The sequence below is a fragment of the Paraburkholderia caledonica NBRC 102488 genome (genome assembly GCF_000685095.1).
Taxonomy (GTDB): domain Bacteria; phylum Pseudomonadota; class Gammaproteobacteria; order Burkholderiales; family Burkholderiaceae; genus Paraburkholderia; species Paraburkholderia caledonica.
Map to the genome: position 1 here is coordinate 71,718 of NZ_BAYE01000019.1, position 16,684 is coordinate 88,401.

At 63.8% G+C, this 16,684-nt stretch carries 15 protein-coding genes; 14 read left to right on the plus strand and 1 reads right to left on the minus strand.

The genetic code is table 11. The features are described 5' to 3' along the window. Positions 1-51: 51 nt before the first annotated feature. The 14 genes from BCA01S_RS27580 to pyrF all read left to right on the plus strand — a co-directional run bounded on the left by BCA01S_RS27580 (position 52) and on the right by pyrF (position 16,135). On the plus strand, positions 52-2,190 hold the full coding sequence (locus tag BCA01S_RS27580) for a ribonuclease catalytic domain-containing protein (protein WP_027779666.1): 2,139 nt from the start codon (positions 52-54) through the stop codon (positions 2,188-2,190). After that, positions 2,187-3,050, plus strand: a complete 864-nt coding sequence (gene aroE / locus BCA01S_RS27585; protein WP_027779667.1) for a shikimate dehydrogenase — start codon at positions 2,187-2,189, stop codon at positions 3,048-3,050. Before BCA01S_RS27580 ends, aroE begins: the two co-directional genes overlap by 4 nt. Before the next feature lie 60 nt (positions 3,051-3,110). After that, positions 3,111-3,833, plus strand: a complete 723-nt coding sequence (gene mtgA, locus BCA01S_RS27590) for a monofunctional biosynthetic peptidoglycan transglycosylase (protein ID WP_027779668.1) — start codon at positions 3,111-3,113, stop codon at positions 3,831-3,833. Between the two features lie 738 nt (positions 3,834-4,571). Further along, complete coding sequence (locus BCA01S_RS27595) at positions 4,572-5,552, plus strand: IclR family transcriptional regulator (RefSeq protein WP_027779669.1); 981 nt, start codon at positions 4,572-4,574, stop codon at positions 5,550-5,552. After that, positions 5,549-6,685 carry a 2-dehydro-3-deoxygalactonokinase gene (locus BCA01S_RS27600; RefSeq protein ID WP_027779670.1) on the plus strand — a complete coding sequence of 379 codons (1,137 nt, stop codon included), beginning with the start codon at positions 5,549-5,551 and terminating at the stop codon, positions 6,683-6,685. The genes BCA01S_RS27595 and BCA01S_RS27600 overlap by 4 nt, the downstream gene beginning before the upstream one ends. A 35-nt stretch (positions 6,686-6,720) precedes the next feature. Next, entirely contained in the window at positions 6,721-7,401 is a 681-nt protein-coding gene (locus BCA01S_RS27605) for a 2-dehydro-3-deoxy-6-phosphogalactonate aldolase (protein ID WP_027779671.1), read from the plus strand. Then, on the plus strand, positions 7,398-8,174 hold the full coding sequence (locus BCA01S_RS27610) for an SDR family oxidoreductase (RefSeq protein WP_027779672.1): 777 nt from the start codon (positions 7,398-7,400) through the stop codon (positions 8,172-8,174). Before BCA01S_RS27605 ends, BCA01S_RS27610 begins: the two co-directional genes overlap by 4 nt. A gap of 186 nt (positions 8,175-8,360) precedes the next feature. Next, positions 8,361-9,359 (plus strand): arabinose ABC transporter substrate-binding protein, encoded by a 999-nt coding sequence (locus BCA01S_RS27615; protein WP_027779673.1) that lies wholly within the window; start codon positions 8,361-8,363, stop codon positions 9,357-9,359. 156 nt (positions 9,360-9,515) lie between these two features. Further along, a complete protein-coding gene (gene araG, locus BCA01S_RS27620) occupies positions 9,516-11,054 on the plus strand; it encodes an L-arabinose ABC transporter ATP-binding protein AraG (RefSeq protein ID WP_027779674.1) in 1,539 nt (512 codons plus the stop codon). 53 nt (positions 11,055-11,107) lie between these two features. Continuing rightward, entirely contained in the window at positions 11,108-12,124 is a 1,017-nt protein-coding gene (gene araH, locus BCA01S_RS27625) for an L-arabinose ABC transporter permease AraH (protein WP_006051875.1), read from the plus strand. 38 nt (positions 12,125-12,162) lie between these two features. Then, positions 12,163-12,963 carry an SDR family NAD(P)-dependent oxidoreductase gene (locus BCA01S_RS27630; RefSeq protein ID WP_027779675.1) on the plus strand — a complete coding sequence of 267 codons (801 nt, stop codon included), beginning with the start codon at positions 12,163-12,165 and terminating at the stop codon, positions 12,961-12,963. Continuing rightward, complete coding sequence (locus tag BCA01S_RS27635; protein ID WP_027779676.1) at positions 12,960-13,883, plus strand: SMP-30/gluconolactonase/LRE family protein; 924 nt, start codon at positions 12,960-12,962, stop codon at positions 13,881-13,883. The genes BCA01S_RS27630 and BCA01S_RS27635 overlap by 4 nt, the downstream gene beginning before the upstream one ends. Positions 13,884-14,092: 209 nt before the next feature. Beyond that, positions 14,093-15,163, plus strand: coding sequence for an aldose 1-epimerase (locus BCA01S_RS27640; protein ID WP_027779677.1), 1,071 nt, complete (start codon positions 14,093-14,095; stop codon positions 15,161-15,163). A 156-nt stretch (positions 15,164-15,319) separates the two neighbouring features. After that, the gene (gene pyrF / locus BCA01S_RS27645; RefSeq protein WP_027779678.1) at positions 15,320-16,135 is read left to right on the plus strand and encodes an orotidine-5'-phosphate decarboxylase; all 816 of its coding nucleotides are present in this window, start codon (positions 15,320-15,322) and stop codon (positions 16,133-16,135) included. A 30-nt stretch (positions 16,136-16,165) separates the two neighbouring features. On the opposite strand, the gene BCA01S_RS27650 is transcribed toward pyrF, so the two are convergent. Next, positions 16,166-16,681 (minus strand): cupin domain-containing protein, encoded by a 516-nt coding sequence (locus tag BCA01S_RS27650; protein ID WP_027779679.1) that lies wholly within the window; start codon positions 16,679-16,681, stop codon positions 16,166-16,168. Between the last annotated feature and the right edge of the window lie 3 nt (positions 16,682-16,684).

Below are 16,684 nucleotides of genomic sequence, written 5' to 3' on the forward strand. Positions count from 1 at the left end.
ACGTTGCCGTGCCGTGCACGCCGGCGGATGCAAGTCAGACGAGAGTATTGAGTGAACGTTTTCTTCGAGGAATCGGGAAGTTTCAAGGCAGGCAGTGTGCTGTCGCGCCAAGGCGATGCGTTTCAGGTCGAGTTGCCGGGCGGCCGGCGCGCGAAGGTGCGCGCGAAGGACGTGCTGATCGAATTCGAGAAGCCGGGTGCGGCTGAACTGATGCAGCAGGCCGACGCCGTTGCTCAGGAGATCGACCTGGACTTCCTGTGGGAATGCGCGCCCGACGACGAATTTCCGTTCGCCACCCTCGGCGCGGAATATTTCGGCGAGCGCTTCGGCCCGGTCGAGCGCGCGGCGCTGGTGCTGCGCATGCATGGCGCGCCGGTGTATTTCCGCCGTAAGGGCCGCGGCATGTATCAACGCGCGCCGCAGGAGCAGTTGAAAATGGCGCTCGCGGGCCTCGAGCGTAAGCGTCAGCAGGCGCTCGTGCAGCAAGGCTACGAAGAGGAACTGAAGGCCGGCCGCTTGCCGGAGGCGTTCACCGGCAAGACGGCGCTCGCGTTGCTCACCAGGCCCGACAAGAACACGATCGAATACAAGGCGCTCGAAGCCGCCGCGGCTGCGCGCGGCATTTCGCAAGCGCGTCTCATGCTCGAATGCGGCGCCATTCCCTCGGCGCGAGCTTTGCACGAGGCCAAATTCCTCTCGGAGTTTTTCCCGCACGGCACCGGTTTCCCGCCTGTCACGCCCGGCAGCGTGCCCGAGGATCTGCCCGAAGCGAACGTGCAGGCGTTCTCCATCGACGACATTACGACCACTGAGATCGACGACGCGTTTTCCGTCGAGCATCTCGCGGACGGCCGCGTGCGGATCGGCGTGCACATCGCGGCGCCGGCGCTCGGCATTCAACGCGGCGACGAGGTGGACGCCATCGCGCGCACGCGTTTGTCGACCGTGTACATGCCTGGCGACAAGATCACGATGCTGCCCGATAGCGTGGTGGACGCGTTCACGCTCGCCGAAGGCGGCTTGCGTCCGGCGCTTTCACTGTATGTGATCGTCAACCGTGAGACGCAGGAGATCGTGGCGAGCGAAACGCGTGCGGAGCGCGTGTTCGTGAAGAACAATCTGCGCCACAACACGCTCGACGAACTGGTCACCGAAGAGGCGCTCGCTGCGGGCACGGGCGACTATCCGCACAAGGAAGATATCGCCGTTTTGTGGCCGTTCGCGCAGGCGCTGTTCGAGAAGCGTCAGGCTGCGCGCGCGGGTTATGGTCTGCGCCGCGAGGTGCAGAGGAATACCGACTTCAACTTTTACGTCGAAGGCGAGCACATCACGATCACGCCGCGGCGGCGCGGTTCGCCGCTCGACACGATCGTCGCCGAACTGGCGATCCTGGCAAATTCGTCATGGGGCGCGTTTCTGCACGACCACGGCGTGCCGGGCATCTATCGCACACAGCGCGCGTTCGGCGCACCCACCGGTCCCAAGCGCACCCGCATGCAGACGAACGCCGCGCCGCACGAAGGGCTCGGCGTCACGCAATATGCGTGGAGCACGTCGCCGCTGCGCCGTTACGTCGACCTGGTGAACCAGTGGCAGTTGCTCGCTTGCGTACAACACGGCGTAACCGCGAAGCTGGCCGCCCCGTTCAAGCCCAAAGATGCCGACCTGTTCGCCGTCGTGCAAGGTTTCGACGACACGTACAGCGCGTACGCCGATCATCAGCGCCGCATGGAATATTTCTGGTGTCTGCGCTGGCTGAAGCAGGAAAACCGCAAGCAGGTGGTGGCGTCCGTCGTGAAGGGCGACCTCGTGCGGCTCGAAGAGATTCCGCTGCTGCTGCATGTGCCGGGGCTCGGCGTGCATGCGCGCGGCACGCGTCTTCAGATGGAGGTGATGTCGATCGACGAGTTGACCGTCGAGGCGTCCGTGCGTCTTCTGCATGTGCTCGACGCGCCGACTGTCACGAGCGGCGCCGAAGCTGATGAGGCCGACGACGCGGACGAAGCAGAAGAGGGCGAAGAGGAGATCGTCGAAGCGTCCGATGAAAGCGCCGAAAGCGAAGCTGAGGCGCAAGCGGAAGCCGATGTCGACGGTGCGGAAAGCGGCGCAACCTCGGCGGACAGCGCCGATAACGACAATGGCTCGAGCGATGCCGCCGCCGGGCAGCGCATCACGGAACCGGGTCGATGAGCGGGGCCGAAATGAAAGACCGTTATGCGGTGATCGGAAATCCGGTCGGCCATAGCAAGTCGCCGTTCATTCACAGCAGGTTTGCCGCGCAAACGGGCGAGCCGGTCGAGTACGGCGCGTTGCTCGCGCCGGTGGACGCTTTCGTGCCGCACGTGCGCGCTTTTATCGAAGCAGGCGGGCGCGGGCTGAACGTGACCGTGCCGTTCAAGCTTGACGCGCACGCCTTTGCCAGCAGCCTGTCGCCGCGTGCGGCCGCTGCAGGCGCGGTGAATACCTTGCGCATCGATCCGAACGGCGTGTATGGCGACAATACCGACGGCTTCGGGCTCGTGCGCGACATCGAGGTGAATCTCGGCGTGTCGTTGAAGGGGGCGCGCATTCTGTTGCTCGGCGCAGGCGGCGCCGCGCGCGGCGTGGTGCTGCCCATGCTGGAGCGCGCGCCGCATACGCTGACCATCGTCAACCGGACGGCCGTGAAGGCCGAGGCGCTGGTCGATCAGTTCGCACAAGCCGCGAGCGGCGTCGCGTGCCGTCTGAGCGGCGGCAACGCGCGAGCGATAGAGCAGGGCGCATACGACGTGATCGTGAATGCCACTGCGGGAAGTCTGGAGGCATCGTTGCCGGAGTGCGACGACGGCGCGTTCGGCAGCGGCACGCTTGCGTACGACATGATGTACGGCGCGCATCCGACGGTGTTCATCGAGCACGCGCGGAAGCTCGGAGCACGGGGCGCCGACGGCCTCGGCATGCTGGTCGAGCAGGCAGCAGAATCGTTTTACGTGTGGCGCGGCGTGCGGCCCGACAGCGTTCCTGTGCTGGCCGAATTGCGCGCGTTGCTGACGGCGCCGTCGCACGCTTGAGACAGCATTCTTGAGACAGCTTTCGTCAGACGCCCCACGAACTCGAGGACCGACACTACGATGACCGCCACGCGACGCACGAGCCGGCCAGGTCCGGCGCGATGGATCGTTTATCTTGTCGCCGTGCTCGTCTTTGCGTGGCTCGCGACGCAGGTCTTCTACTTCGCGCAGATTGCGGTGTGGAACTATGTCAATCCGCGCTCGACGGCTTACATGCGCTCCGACGCGTGGCGCTTGTCGCAGGAAAAACCTGGCCTTTCGATGCAGCACACGTGGGTGCCGTACGACCAGATTTCGCGCAATCTGAAGCGGGCGATCATTGCGTCCGAAGATGCGAACTTCGTCAACAACAACGGCTACGAAACCGATGCGATCCTGCAGGCGTGGGAGCGCAACAAGGCGAAGGGCAGAATCGTTCGAGGCGGCTCGACGATCACGCAGCAACTTGCGCGCAATCTCTTCCTGTCGCGCGAGAAGAGTTATATACGCAAAGCGCAGGAGCTGATCATCACGTGGATGCTGGAGACCTTGATGGACAAGGAGCGCATCTTCGAGATTTACCTGAACTCCGTTGAGTGGGCCAATGGCGTTTATGGCGCCGAGGCGGCGGCGCGTTATTACTACAAGACGCCGGCGAGCGGGTTGACAGCGGCCCAGTCGGCGCGGCTCGCGGTCATGTTGCAGCAGCCAAAGTATTACGACGAGCATCGCGGGTCGGCGTATCTGGCGCAGAGGTCTCGGGTGATTGCCCGGAGGATGGGGGCGGCTGAGTTGCCCGAGTAAGATTTTGTCTGGGGTTTTTGTTTTGAAACCCGTTGGCTTTTCCTTGAAATCGCGGTGATCTGTTGGCGTTGCCCCTGTGCGGGGCGGCACTTTAAGAACCGCTGCCGCTCGCTCTTCTTTTCCCCGTTTCCAATCTTGCCGACTGTCTCGGTATGACGCCGCCTGCGTTAGGCGACTGCGCCAATCGCGAGCCGTTGGTGATAAGCGAACCTTTCTGGCGAGCACGCAGTGCGAGGCGGGAGGTACGACTGCCTTGTCATCGGTGCGAAGTGCGCGAGAGCACAGATTGCAGATGCACCACCGCCCTCTCCAAGCCCGGGGACCCACTTATGAGCTAGCGGTGTAAAGCCGCCTTCTTTGCTTACTTTCTTTGCGGCATGCAAAGAAAGCAAGTGCCGCCCCGCACAGGGGCAACGCCAATAGACCACCGCGAATTCAAGGAAAGGCCAAGGCTTCCCACGCCAGACCCAACAACACCCGTTAAGCCCGCGGCAACACAAAATCCCATTATCTGACCACTCAAATCACATATTGGAGCTTTCTCAAAAACCCCCCTACAATCCACTCCAACAGCAGAAACCCAAAAATTCTGCGACAGCGAAAAAAACCGGAGACAAGCCAAACCATGCCTACCAAAGCCCTCAGGCAGCACCCCCGCGCCCACGCCGTCGCGTACACCCAAGGCCCGCTCTCCGGCCCCGCGCTGTAAGCGCAGAAACCACCGAAAAGCGAATCGCCATGAACAAAGCGATGCCCAACGACGCGGAAAGCGCAGCCGAAGCCGAACTGGCGCCACACGCCGACCATGACGCGTCCAGCGCCACGCCGCGCACGGCGCCCGCAGCCAAAGCGCCGCGCGCCACGCCCCAGCCCGCCGCCGTGGTCAATGGAATCGCGTTGCCGAGCACGCTGCTCGACATCACGCCGCAACAAGCCGGCACGCAGACGCTTCTGCGCGGCCTCGCGATTCTCGAAGCGGCCGCCGCCGGCGTGCGCGATCTGCGCACCTTCGGCGCGGCGCTCGGCACGACGCGCAGCACCACGCATCGGCTGGTGAGCAGCCTCGTTCAGGCGCGCTACCTGCGCCAGGTGCAAGGCGGTTATCTGCTCGGCCCCAAGCTGATCGAACTGGGCACCATCGCGCTGGAACAGATGCCGCTCACCGCGGTCGCTCGTCCGCATCTCGAATCGCTCGCGGAACAGACGCTCGACACGATTCACCTCGGCGTGCGCGATGGCGACGACGTGCTCTACATCGACAAGATTCCCGGCACGCGCGGACTCGAAATGCGCTCACGCGTCGGTCACCGCATGCCGCTGGCGTCGACCGGTATCGGCAAGGCCATGATGCTCGATCTGACGCCGGAGCACTGGCAGTCGCTATTCGACGCATCGCGACGCGCGCTCGCCAGCGTTACCTTTAAGCCCGACAACCGTCCCGACGCGCAGACTTTCATGCAGCGCATGACGAACTACGCGGCCGGCGGCTACACGTTCGACCTCGAGGAAAACGAAGCGTCGATTCGCTGCGTCGCGGCTCCGGTGCGCGATGCGTCGGGCGCGATTGTCGCGGCGCTGTCGGTGGCCAGCACGATCCCTTATATGTCGCTCGAGCGCATGGACGAACTGATTCCGGTCGTGCAGCGCGAAGCGCGCGCGATCTCCGAAGAACTCGGCTGGCGAGCCCCGCAACCCACAACCCGCAGGATCAAGCGATGAAACACGCGGGTTCTCCCACACCGTCGGAGGCGCAGGTGGCGGTCGGCGCCGCCGCGGCCAGCGCGCAAGCGAACGCCGAAACAAACGCAGAAACAAACGCAGAAGCGAACGCCGAAGCGAACGCCGAAGCGAACGCCGAAGCGAACAGTCACGCGGCGCTGATTGCGCTCGACTGGGGCACTACATCGCTGCGCGCGTATCTTTACGATGCGTCCGGCAAGGTGCTCGCGACGCGCGCATCGACGGCCGGCATCATGAACCTGCCTCGCAGCGCGGAGCAGGGCGGTTTCGACGCCGCATTCGAGGACGCCTGCGGCGCCTGGCTCAAAGCCGCGCCCGGCGCACCCGTCATTGCTGCGGGCATGGTCGGCAGCGCGCAAGGCTGGCTCGAAGCGCCCTACGTCGATGCGCCCGCGAATGCGGATGCGCTCGCGGCGGGCATCGTCCGCGTGAAGGCGGCTTGCGGCGCGACGCTGCATATCATCCCCGGCGTGCTGCAACGCGGCGAGCTGCCCAACGTGATGCGCGGCGAAGAAACACAGATCTTCGGCGCATTAAGCGAGGATTCCCGCGACGCCGACAGCGGCAAGCGCGCGCTGATCGGCTTGCCCGGCACGCACGCGAAGTGGGCGGTGGTGCAGGCCGGGCGTATCGAACGTTTTCACACGTTCATGACCGGCGAAGTATTCGGCGCATTGCGCGAGCACACGATTCTCGGCCGCACGATGGTCACGCCCGACCGTCCGGATTCCGAAGCGTTTCTGCGCGGCGTGAACATCGCGCGCGACAAGGGACAGGCGGGCGTGCTCGCGACGGTCTTCAGTTCGCGCACGCTCGGTCTCACAGGACAACTTTCGCGCGAGCAGCAGCCGGACTATCTATCGGGTCTGCTGATCGGGCATGAACTGGCCGGCCTCGAAACCGTGCTGAAGCAGCAGCAAAGCTCGCTCGCGGGACAAAGCCTGCGCCTGATCGGCAACGAAGCGTTGTGCGAGCGCTATCGAGTCGCGCTCGCGCGGTTCGGCTGCACCCAGGCCGAACTCGTCAAGCAGGCGACCGAGCGCGGTTTGTGGCGGGTCGCTTCGCAGGCGGGGCTCGTCAATCCGGCCGCCCATGCAGCGCAGGCCGGTTAGTCAGCGCGCCGCCATCCACGAAATAAGGAACCGAGATGCAACCTCACATCAATCTGCCCGCCCCGTACATGCCGCACGCGGGTTTGATCGCGGCGTTCGAGGCATGTCCGCTGATCGCGATCATGCGCGGCGTGACGCCCGCCGATGCGGCGGAGCACGGACAGGCGCTGTACGAAGCCGGCTTTCGCATCGTCGAAGTGCCGTTGAATTCGCCGCAGCCGTTCGACAGCATTGCGGCAATCCGCAAGGCGCTACCCGCCGATGCGATCGTCGGTGCGGGCACGGTGTTGCATCCGAGTTTCGTCAAGGACGTGAAGTCGGCGGGCGGTGAACTGATCGTGATGCCGCACAGCGATCCGGACGTTGTCGTCGCCGCCAAAGCACAAGGCATGGCCTGCGCGCCCGGGGTCGCTACGCCGACTGAAGCGTTCATCGCGCTAAAAAACGGCGCGGACGTATTGAAGATGTTCCCGGCCGAACAACTCGGCTGCCAGGTGGTGAAGGCCTGGCGCGCAGTGATCGCGGCGCAGGTGCCGCTCGTGCCGGTCGGCGGCATCGCACCTGACAACATGGGACCGTTTCTGAGCGCCGGCGCGAACGGCTTTGGTCTCGGCTCTGCGCTCTATAAGTCGGGCCAGAGCGCGGCGGTAACGGCTTCGCACGCGAAAGCCTTTATCAACGGATTGCGCGTTGCGCGCGCGGGTGTGAAGAAATGACACGCCTGGCGGGCAAAGTCGCATTAGTCACCGGCGCGGGGCGCGGCATCGGCGCGGCGATTGCCCTTGCGTTTGCGCGCGAAGGCGCAGCGGTGGCGCTTGCCGAACTCGACATCGATACGGCGCGGCAGACGGCGCAGCAGATCAGTTCGGAAACCGGGGCGCGCGTGTTGGCGGTACATACGGACGTCACGCAATCGGCTTCGGTCCAGCACGCGGTGAGCGAAGCGGAAAAAGCGCTTGGACCGCTCGACGTGCTGGTGAACAACGCGGGCATCAACGTGTTTTGCGACCCGCTGACCATGACCGACGACGACTGGCGTCGCTGCTTCGCGGTCGATCTCGACGGCGTCTGGAACGGCTGCCGCGCGGTGTTACCGGGGATGGTCGAACGCGGCGCGGGCAGCATCCTGAACATCGCGTCGACGCATGCGTTCAAGATCATTCCCGGCTGTTTTCCGTACCCGGTTGCGAAGCATGGCGTGATTGGCCTCACGCGCGCGCTCGGCATCGAGTACGCGCCGCGCAACGTGCGTGTTAACGCGATCGCGCCGGGCTACATCGAAACCCAGTTGACGCATGACTGGTGGAACGAACAGCCGGACCCCGCCGCCGCGCGGCAGGCGACGATCGATTTGCAGCCGATGAAACGCATCGGCCGCCCGGAAGAAGTGGCGATGACGGCGGTGTTTCTCGCGTCGGATGAAGCGCCGTTTATCAACGCTACGTGTATCACCGTCGACGGCGGCCGCTCCGTGCTTTATCACGATTGAGCCGGCGACCGGGGCAGCAACCGGCCAACAAACAGGCAGCAAAGCAAAAAAGAAACGCAGTACAAGGCGAACCAGAAAAACGTAGCACCGTTTCACCGGACGACGCGCTGGCCGCGTGTGTCACAACCGGTACAAGAAGACGCGGCCGATACCTTCTCGTTATCAATTAGTCAGGAGACACGCAACATGAAACGTAGAATTTTCCTCACGCTGGCAGCAGCGGCGGCGGGTGTGGTCTTCAACGCGCCGGTCGCGCAAGCCGCCGATCCGGTCAAGATCGGTTTCCTCGTCAAGCAGCCGGAGGAACCGTGGTTCCAGGACGAGTGGAAGTTCGCCGAAATTGCCGCCAAGGAAAAGGGCTTCACACTGGTGAAGATCGGTGCGCCGTCGGGCGAGAAAGTGATGAGCGCGATCGACAACCTGTCGGCGCAAAAGGCGCAAGGCTTCGTGATCTGCACGCCTGACGTGAAGCTCGGACCGGGCATCGTCGCCAAGGCGAAAGCCGACAACCTGAAGATGATGACGGTGGACGACCGTCTGGTCGACGGCGCGGGCAAGCCGATCGCGTCGGTGCCGCACATGGGCATCTCGGCGTACAACATCGGCAAGCAGGTCGGCGACGGTCTGGCTGCAGAAATCAAGAAGCGCGGCTGGGACATGAAGGACGTGGGCGCGATCGACGTGACCTACGAACAACTGCCGACCGCGCATGACCGCACGAGCGGCGCAACCGACGCGCTGATCGCCGCCGGCTTCCCGAAAGCGAACGTGATCGCCGCGCCGCAAGCGAAAACCGACACGGAAAACGCGTTCAACGCCGCGAACATCGCGCTGACGAAGAACCCGCAGTTCAAGCACTGGGTCGCGTACGCGCTGAACGACGAAGGCGTGCTCGGCGCGGTGCGCGCAGCGGAAGGGCGCGGCTTCAAGGCCGACAACATGATCGGCATCGGCATCGGCGGTTCGGATTCGGCGTTGAACGAGTTCAAGAAGCCGAACCCGACGGGCTTCTTCGGCACGGTCATCATCAGCCCGAAGCGCCACGGCGAGGAAACCGCGACGCTGATGTACGACTGGATCACGCAAGGCAAGGCGCCGCCCCCGCTCACGTTGACGACCGGCATGCTGGCCACGCGTGAGAACGTCGGCGAAGTACGCGAGAAGATGGGGCTTGCTTCGAAGTAACGCGCGCTGCAATGAAGGATTGCTGGCGCGTCGCTTACGGTGCGCGCGCCGGCAACTGAAACGCAACATGAGCAACAGGACATAGGCCATGCGTTGCAGGTGTCGAACTACGACGCCCAGCGAGGCGCGGCGGAGATGAAACAGCGAGGAGGCGAAGTGTCAGCGACGCTACGTTTTGACAATATCGGCAAAGTCTTTCCAGGCGTGCGCGCGCTCGACGGTGTGTCCTTCGACGTCAACGTCGGCCAGGTGCACGGCCTGATGGGCGAAAACGGCGCAGGGAAATCGACCCTGCTAAAGATACTCGGCGGTGAATACCAGCCCGACTCGGGCCGCGTGATGATCGACGGAAAAGAAGTGCGCTTCACGAGCGCGGCTTCGTCGATCGCGGCAGGTATCGCGGTGATTCACCAGGAACTGCAATACGTGCCCGATCTGACCGTCGCGGAAAATCTGCTGCTCGGCCAGTTGCCGAATTCGTTCGGCTGGGTCAACAAGCGCGATGCGAAACGCTTTGTGCGTGAGCGCCTTGAAGCAATGGGCGTCGCGCTGGATCCGAACGCGAAGCTGCGCAAGCTCTCCATCGCGCAACGGCAGATGGTGGAAATCTGCAAGGCATTGCTGCGCAACGCTCGCGTGATCGCGCTCGACGAGCCGACCAGTTCGCTGTCGCATCGTGAAACCGAAGTGCTGTTCAAGCTGGTGCGCGACCTGCGCGCCGACAACCGCGCGATGATCTACATCTCGCATCGCATGGACGAAATTTACGAACTCTGCGACGCCTGCACGATTTTCCGTGACGGTCGCAAGATCGCTTCGCATCCGACGCTCGAAGGGGTGTCGCGCGACACCATCGTCAGCGAAATGGTCGGGCGTGAGATCTCGGACATTTACAACTATTCGGAGCGGCCGCTCGGTGAAGTGCGTTTCGCAGCGAAAGCGATCGAAGGCCATGCGCTCTCGCAGCCGGCCAGCTTCGAAGTACGGCGCGGCGAAATTGTCGGCTTCTTTGGCCTCGTGGGCGCGGGCCGCAGCGAACTGATGCATCTTGTCTACGGCACGGAGCATAAGAAGGGCGGCGAACTGGTGCTCGACGGCAAGACGATCCGGGTGAAAAGCGCCGGCGAAGCGATTCGCCACGGCATCGTACTGTGTCCGGAAGACCGCAAGGAAGAAGGCATTGTCGCGATGGCGACGGTGTCGGAGAACATCAACATCAGTTGCCGCCGTCACTATCTGCGCGCGGGCATCTTCCTCGATCGCAAGAAAGAAGCGGAAACCGCGGACCGCTTCATCAAGCTGCTGAAGATCAAGACGCCGAGCCGCCGCCAAAAGATCCGCTTTCTTTCGGGCGGCAATCAGCAGAAGGCGATTCTGTCGCGTTGGCTCGCCGAACCCGATCTGAAAGTCGTGATTCTCGACGAACCGACTCGCGGCATCGACGTGGGCGCGAAGCACGAAATTTATAACGTGATTTACCAGCTTGCCGAACGCGGCTGCGCGATCGTGATGATTTCGTCGGAACTGCCCGAAGTGCTCGGCGTGTCGGACCGCATCGTCGTGATGCGCCAGGGCCGCATTGCCGGCGAACTGTCGCGCAAGGATGCAACGGAACAAGCGGTGCTGAGCCTCGCGTTGCCGCAAAGCTCGACCGCACTGCCCGCAACCGGAACTGCCGCTCAACAGGCGGCCTGAACATCATTGGACGAAAGTCCGGCAACCCGTGGGGAACGGGAGGAGTCTTCATCATGCAAGCTAGAGAAAACCTCGCGCAACAGGCCGCCAAGAGCGCCGCCGAAGCGCTGATCCCGCAAACGAGCGACAAGGCGAAATGGTGGCAGCAAATCACCGAGTACAGCCTGATCCTGATCTTCGTGGTGATGTTCGTGACGATGTCGCTGACCGTCGACCACTTCTTCTCGATCGAGAACATGCTCGGCCTCGCGCTGTCCATTTCGCAGATCGGCATGGTCGCGTGCACGATGATGTTCTGTCTCGCGTCGCGAGATTTCGACTTGTCGATCGGATCGACCGTCGCGTTTGCCGGCGTGTTGTGTGCGATGGTGCTCAACGCGACCGACAATACGTTTATCGCCATCGTTGCCGCAGTGGCGGCAGGCGCGGTGATCGGCTTCGTCAACGGCGCGGTGATCGCGTATCTGCGCATCAACGCACTGATCACCACGCTCGCAACGATGGAAATCGTGCGCGGCCTCGGCTTTATCGTGTCGCACGGTCAGGCGGTGGGTGTGTCGTCGGATACGTTCATTGCGCTGGGCGGCTTGAGCTTCTTCGGCGTGTCGCTGCCGATTTGGGTCACGCTGCTGTGCTTCATCGTGTTCGGCGTGATGCTCAATCAGACGGTGTACGGCCGCAATACGCTTGCGATCGGCGGCAATCCGGAAGCGTCGCGGCTCGCGGGTATCAACGTCGAGCGCACGCGCGTGTACATCTTCCTGATTCAGGGCGCCGTCACCGCGCTCGCCGGTGTGATCCTGGCGTCGCGGATCACGTCGGGACAGCCGAATGCCGCACAAGGCTTCGAACTGAACGTGATCTCGGCGTGCGTGCTCGGCGGCGTGTCGCTGCTCGGCGGCCGTGCGACGATCTCCGGCGTCGTGATCGGCGTGCTGATCATGGGCACCGTCGAGAACGTGATGAACCTGATGAACATCGACGCGTTCTATCAGTACCTCGTGCGTGGCGCGATCCTGCTCGCAGCCGTGCTGCTCGACCAGTTGAAGAACCGCGGTTCGCGCGACTAATCCCGGCTTAATCATCTCGCTCTAAAAGGAATCGAACGATGTCGTCTCCGGCCAATGCAAACGAGCGTCTCGCGAACAGCGCATTCGCGCGCTACCCTAGTCTTGTCGACCGCACGGTGTTGATTACGGGCGGCGCGACCGGTATCGGCGCATCGTTTGTCGAGCATTTCGCGGCGCAGGGAGCGCGCGTTGCGTTCTTCGATATCGACGCAACCGCGGGCGAAGCGCTGGCGGACGAACTCGGCGACTCGAAGCACAAGCCGCTTTTCCTGCCCTGCGATCTGACCGACGTCGACGCGCTGCAAAAAGCGATCGCCGACGTGAAAGCTGCCCTCGGCCCGATCCAGGCGCTCGTGAACAATGCAGCGAACGACAAGCGTCACACGATTGGCGAAGTGACGCGCGAATCTTTCGACGCGGGCATCGCGGTGAACATCCGTCATCAGTTCTTTGCCGCGCAGGCGGTGATGGAAGACATGAAAGCCGCGAACAGCGGTTCGATCATCAATCTCGGCTCGATTAGCTGGATGTTGAAGAACGGCGGTTATCCGGTGTACGTGATGTCGAAATCGGCGGTGCAGGGTTTGACCCGCGGTCTCGCACGCGACCTGGGGCACTTCAACATTCGCGTGAACACGCTGGTGCCGGGCTGGGTGATGACTGAAAAGCAGAAGCGCCTGTGGCTCGACGATGCCGGTCGCCGCGCGATCAAGGAAGGGCAGTGCATCGACGCGGAACTTATGCCGGACGACCTCGCCAGCATGGCGCTGTTCCTCGCCGCCGACGACAGCAGAATGATCACCGCGCAGGACATCGTCGTGGACGGAGGCTGGGCATGACGGCAAGCGCGCGCCCGCGCGCCGGTGCGCAACCTGCGAGAAGCGCGGCGCTGCTGCTCGATACGAAGTGCACGTTGGGCGAAGGCGCGACATGGTGCGCGAGAACCGGCCGCTTCTACTGGACGGATATCGAAGGCGCGCGTTTGTGGCGCTACGACCCGAGCGACGGCCGCAGCACTTTCTGGCCGATGCCCGAACGTCTCGCCACGTTCGCGCTGTGTGCCGATCCGCATTACCTGTTGCTCGGCCTTGCCTCGCAGCTGGCCTTTTTCGACATTGCGACGGGACAGACGCGGCACATCGTCGATGTGGAAGCGGGTATGAACACGCGGGTGAATGACGGCCGCTGCGATCGTCAGGGGCGTTTCGTGTTCGGCACGAAAGACGAAGGTTCGCCGTTGCAGGCCATCGGCGGGTTCTACCGGCTCGATCACGATCTGTCGCTGGAGCGCTTGCCGCTGCCCGCGCCTGCCATCTCCAACAGCATTGCGTTCAGCCCCGACGGCGCGACGATGTATTACTGCGACTCGCCCACGCGTGGGATCCGCGCGTGCGACTATCGTGCGGACGGCGGCATCGCCAACGACCGGCTGTTCGTGCGCCTCGCCGACGCCACTGGCGAGCCCGACGGCTCGACTGTCGATCGCGACGGCGGCTTGTGGAACGCGCAATGGGGCGGCAGGCGCGTCGTGCGTTACGGCGCCGACGGTGTCGAAACGGAGCGCGTGGAAGTGCCCACGGCGCAGCCGAGTTGCGTCGCGCTCGGCGGCGCGCAACTGGGCACGCTGTACATCACGAGTGCGCGCGTCGGTCTCGACGCAGCGGCGCTTGCAGGCGATTCACGGGCGGGCGGCGTGTTCATCGCGACGCCTGCGCGGCGCGGTTTGCCGGAGCCGGTGTTCCAGGGCGCGCCAGCGTAGCGCAGAATGACGCTGCTTCGCAGTCGATGCAGTAACCGGAAGCGCGCGGCTGCAGTGACGAGCCGTGCTTGACAGAAACCAGCAACATCCCAGCAATCCGCGTAAAACGGCAGCAAGCAGTTCGGACCAGAGGCGACCTGTTCAAGAAAATCGCCCAACAGCACCCGTCAGCCACGACGGCAACGTCCCAGCCTCTCGAAGGAGCAGATATGACTGTTGCGAATCCTGTTTCCGCCTCGTCCCAAACATCACAAAGCGCTCAGAGCCGGCGCTCGCGACTCGCGGCGGCGGCCAATCCGGTGTTGCCGGGGCCGAGCACGTCGGCGGTAGCGGTCGGTGAGACCTCGGCCGGCGACGTCGCCTGCATCACGCTCGCCAATGCGCATTTGCGTCTCGACGTTGCGCCGACGCTGGGCGGCGGAATCACGCGCTTCGACTGGCGCGACGACGGCGCGCTCACGCCGATTTTTCGTCGCTGCCGCCATGTCGCCGCCGACACGCAACCGAACGAACTCGCCTGTTATCCGCTGCTGCCGTATTCGAACCGTATCGGCGGCGGGCATTTCAATTTCGCTGGGCGGCGCGTCGACGTGGCGTGCAATCGCGCGGACGAGCCGTTTCCGATTCACGGCGACGGCTGGCAGTCGGCGTGGCACGTCGTCGATTCAGACCGGGAGAATGTGCGGCTCACGCTCGATCGCCGTGACGGCAAGCCCTACGCGTTTCGCGCGGCGCAGACCTACAAGCTGGACGGCCCGTCGCTCGTCATCACGCTCGAAATCGAGAACGCGGGGCGCGAGGCTTTGCCTTTCGGGCTCGGCGTGCATCCGTTTTTTGTTCGCGACGCCGACACCGAGTTGTCGGCTGCGGCAGGCGGTCTATGGCTCGCCGGCGATGACTGGCTGCCGGTCCGCCACGTGCAGGCGCCGCCGGCGTGGCAGTTCGGCGTCGCCTATCCGCTGCCGGAAACCATCGTCAATCATGCATTCACTGGATGGAGCGGACAGGCGGCCGTGGTGTGGCCCAAGCGCCGGCTGTCGCTGAACATTGCCGCCGACACGGATTACTACGTGCTGTACACGCCTCCTGGCGAGGATTTCTTTTGCTTCGAGCCCGTCGATCATCCGATCAACGCGATGAATCTTGCCGGCGGCGCATGCGAAAACGGCATGACGTTGCTTGGCTGTGGCGAGCAACTCGTGCGGACGTTCCGCTTTACCGTTGAACGTACCGGTTTGCGTTCGATGCCGGGCGCGCGAGGATCGCGGCGTCGGCAATAGAGCGCGGTCTGGTGACTCGCGGCGTCTCGAAGGGCTCGCGCTGGACGGAGTGAAGCGAGTGAAGCGAGTGAAGCGAGGCGAGCCGCGCCGCCCGCCCACGCCCGGACAGGTAAAATACGCGCCTCTTCCGACTACCGGCTCGCCGCGAGACCCACCATGTCCAACTTCATCCAGACACTCAACGAAGCGTGGCAGCGCACGAACTCGCTGCTGTGCGTCGGCCTCGATCCGGAGCCCAGCAAGTTTCCGGGCGCGCTCGCCGGCCGCGCCGACGCGATCTTCGACTTCTGCCGCGAGATCGTCGACGCGACTGCACCGTACGCGTCGTCGTTCAAACCGCAAATCGCCTACTTCGCGGCGCATCGCGCGGAAGACCAGCTCGAGCAGCTGATTGCGCACATTCACGCACATCATCCGGGCCTGCCGGTCATTCTCGACGCGAAGCGCGGCGACATAGGCAGCACTGCGGAGCAATATGCGCGCGAGGCGTTCGAACGCTACCAGGCGGACGCGGTGACGGTGAACCCGTACATGGGCTTCGATTCGATCGAGCCGTATCTGCAGCATGAAGGCAAAGGCGTGATCGTACTGTGCCGCACGTCGAACGCGGGCGGCTCCGACCTGCAATTCCTGGAAACGGGGGGCCGTCCGCTGTATCAGGTCGTCGCGCAACTGGCGGCGGAAAAGTGGAATGCGAGCGGCCAGTTGGCTCTGGTCGTCGGCGCGACTTTCCCGAAGGAAATCGAAGCGGTGCGCGGAATTGTCGGCGATATGCCGTTGCTGATTCCGGGCATCGGCGCGCAGGGCGGCGACGTGCAGGCGACCGTGAGCGCGGGCCGCACCGCCAACGGCACGGGCATGCTGATCAACTCGTCGCGCGCCATCATCTATGCAGGCAAGGGCGAGGATTTCGCTCAAGCGGCAGCGAAGGCCGCAATGGAGACGCGCGACCGGATCAACGCATTCCGTTGAATCGCGTAGTGGGTTGGTGACGGGGCCGGCTTAGCCGGCGGCCGGCCCGAGCCGCTCGATGTGCGCGGCATGCTGCGGGTATTGCGCTTTCAACGCGTCGACATTCGCAAGCTCGAATTCACTGAACTCGAAACCGGGCGCCACCGTGCAGCCCACGAGCGCGAACGTCGCCGGATCCGCACATTCGGCGGCGAACCACAAACCGGCCGGCACCATGGCCTGAAACACCGTGCCGCGATGAGTCAACGCGTTGCCGAGCCGATGCGTACCGAGGGCGCCGGACTCGTCCAGCACGTGAACATGCAGCGGTTCGCCTGCATAGAAATGCCAGACCTCGTCGGACTTGATCCGGTGCCACGCCGAATGCGCACCGTCGCATAACAGGTAGTAAATCGCCGTCGACGCCGAACGCGTCTCGGCCGACCCGCCCGCGCGGCTCACGCGCTCCGCCGACCGGTAGGTCTCGCTGAAAAATCCGCCTTCCGGATGCGGCTTCAGATTGAAGCGGTGGATCAGTTCGTCTCTGGCTGCATGCGAATCGGACATCGG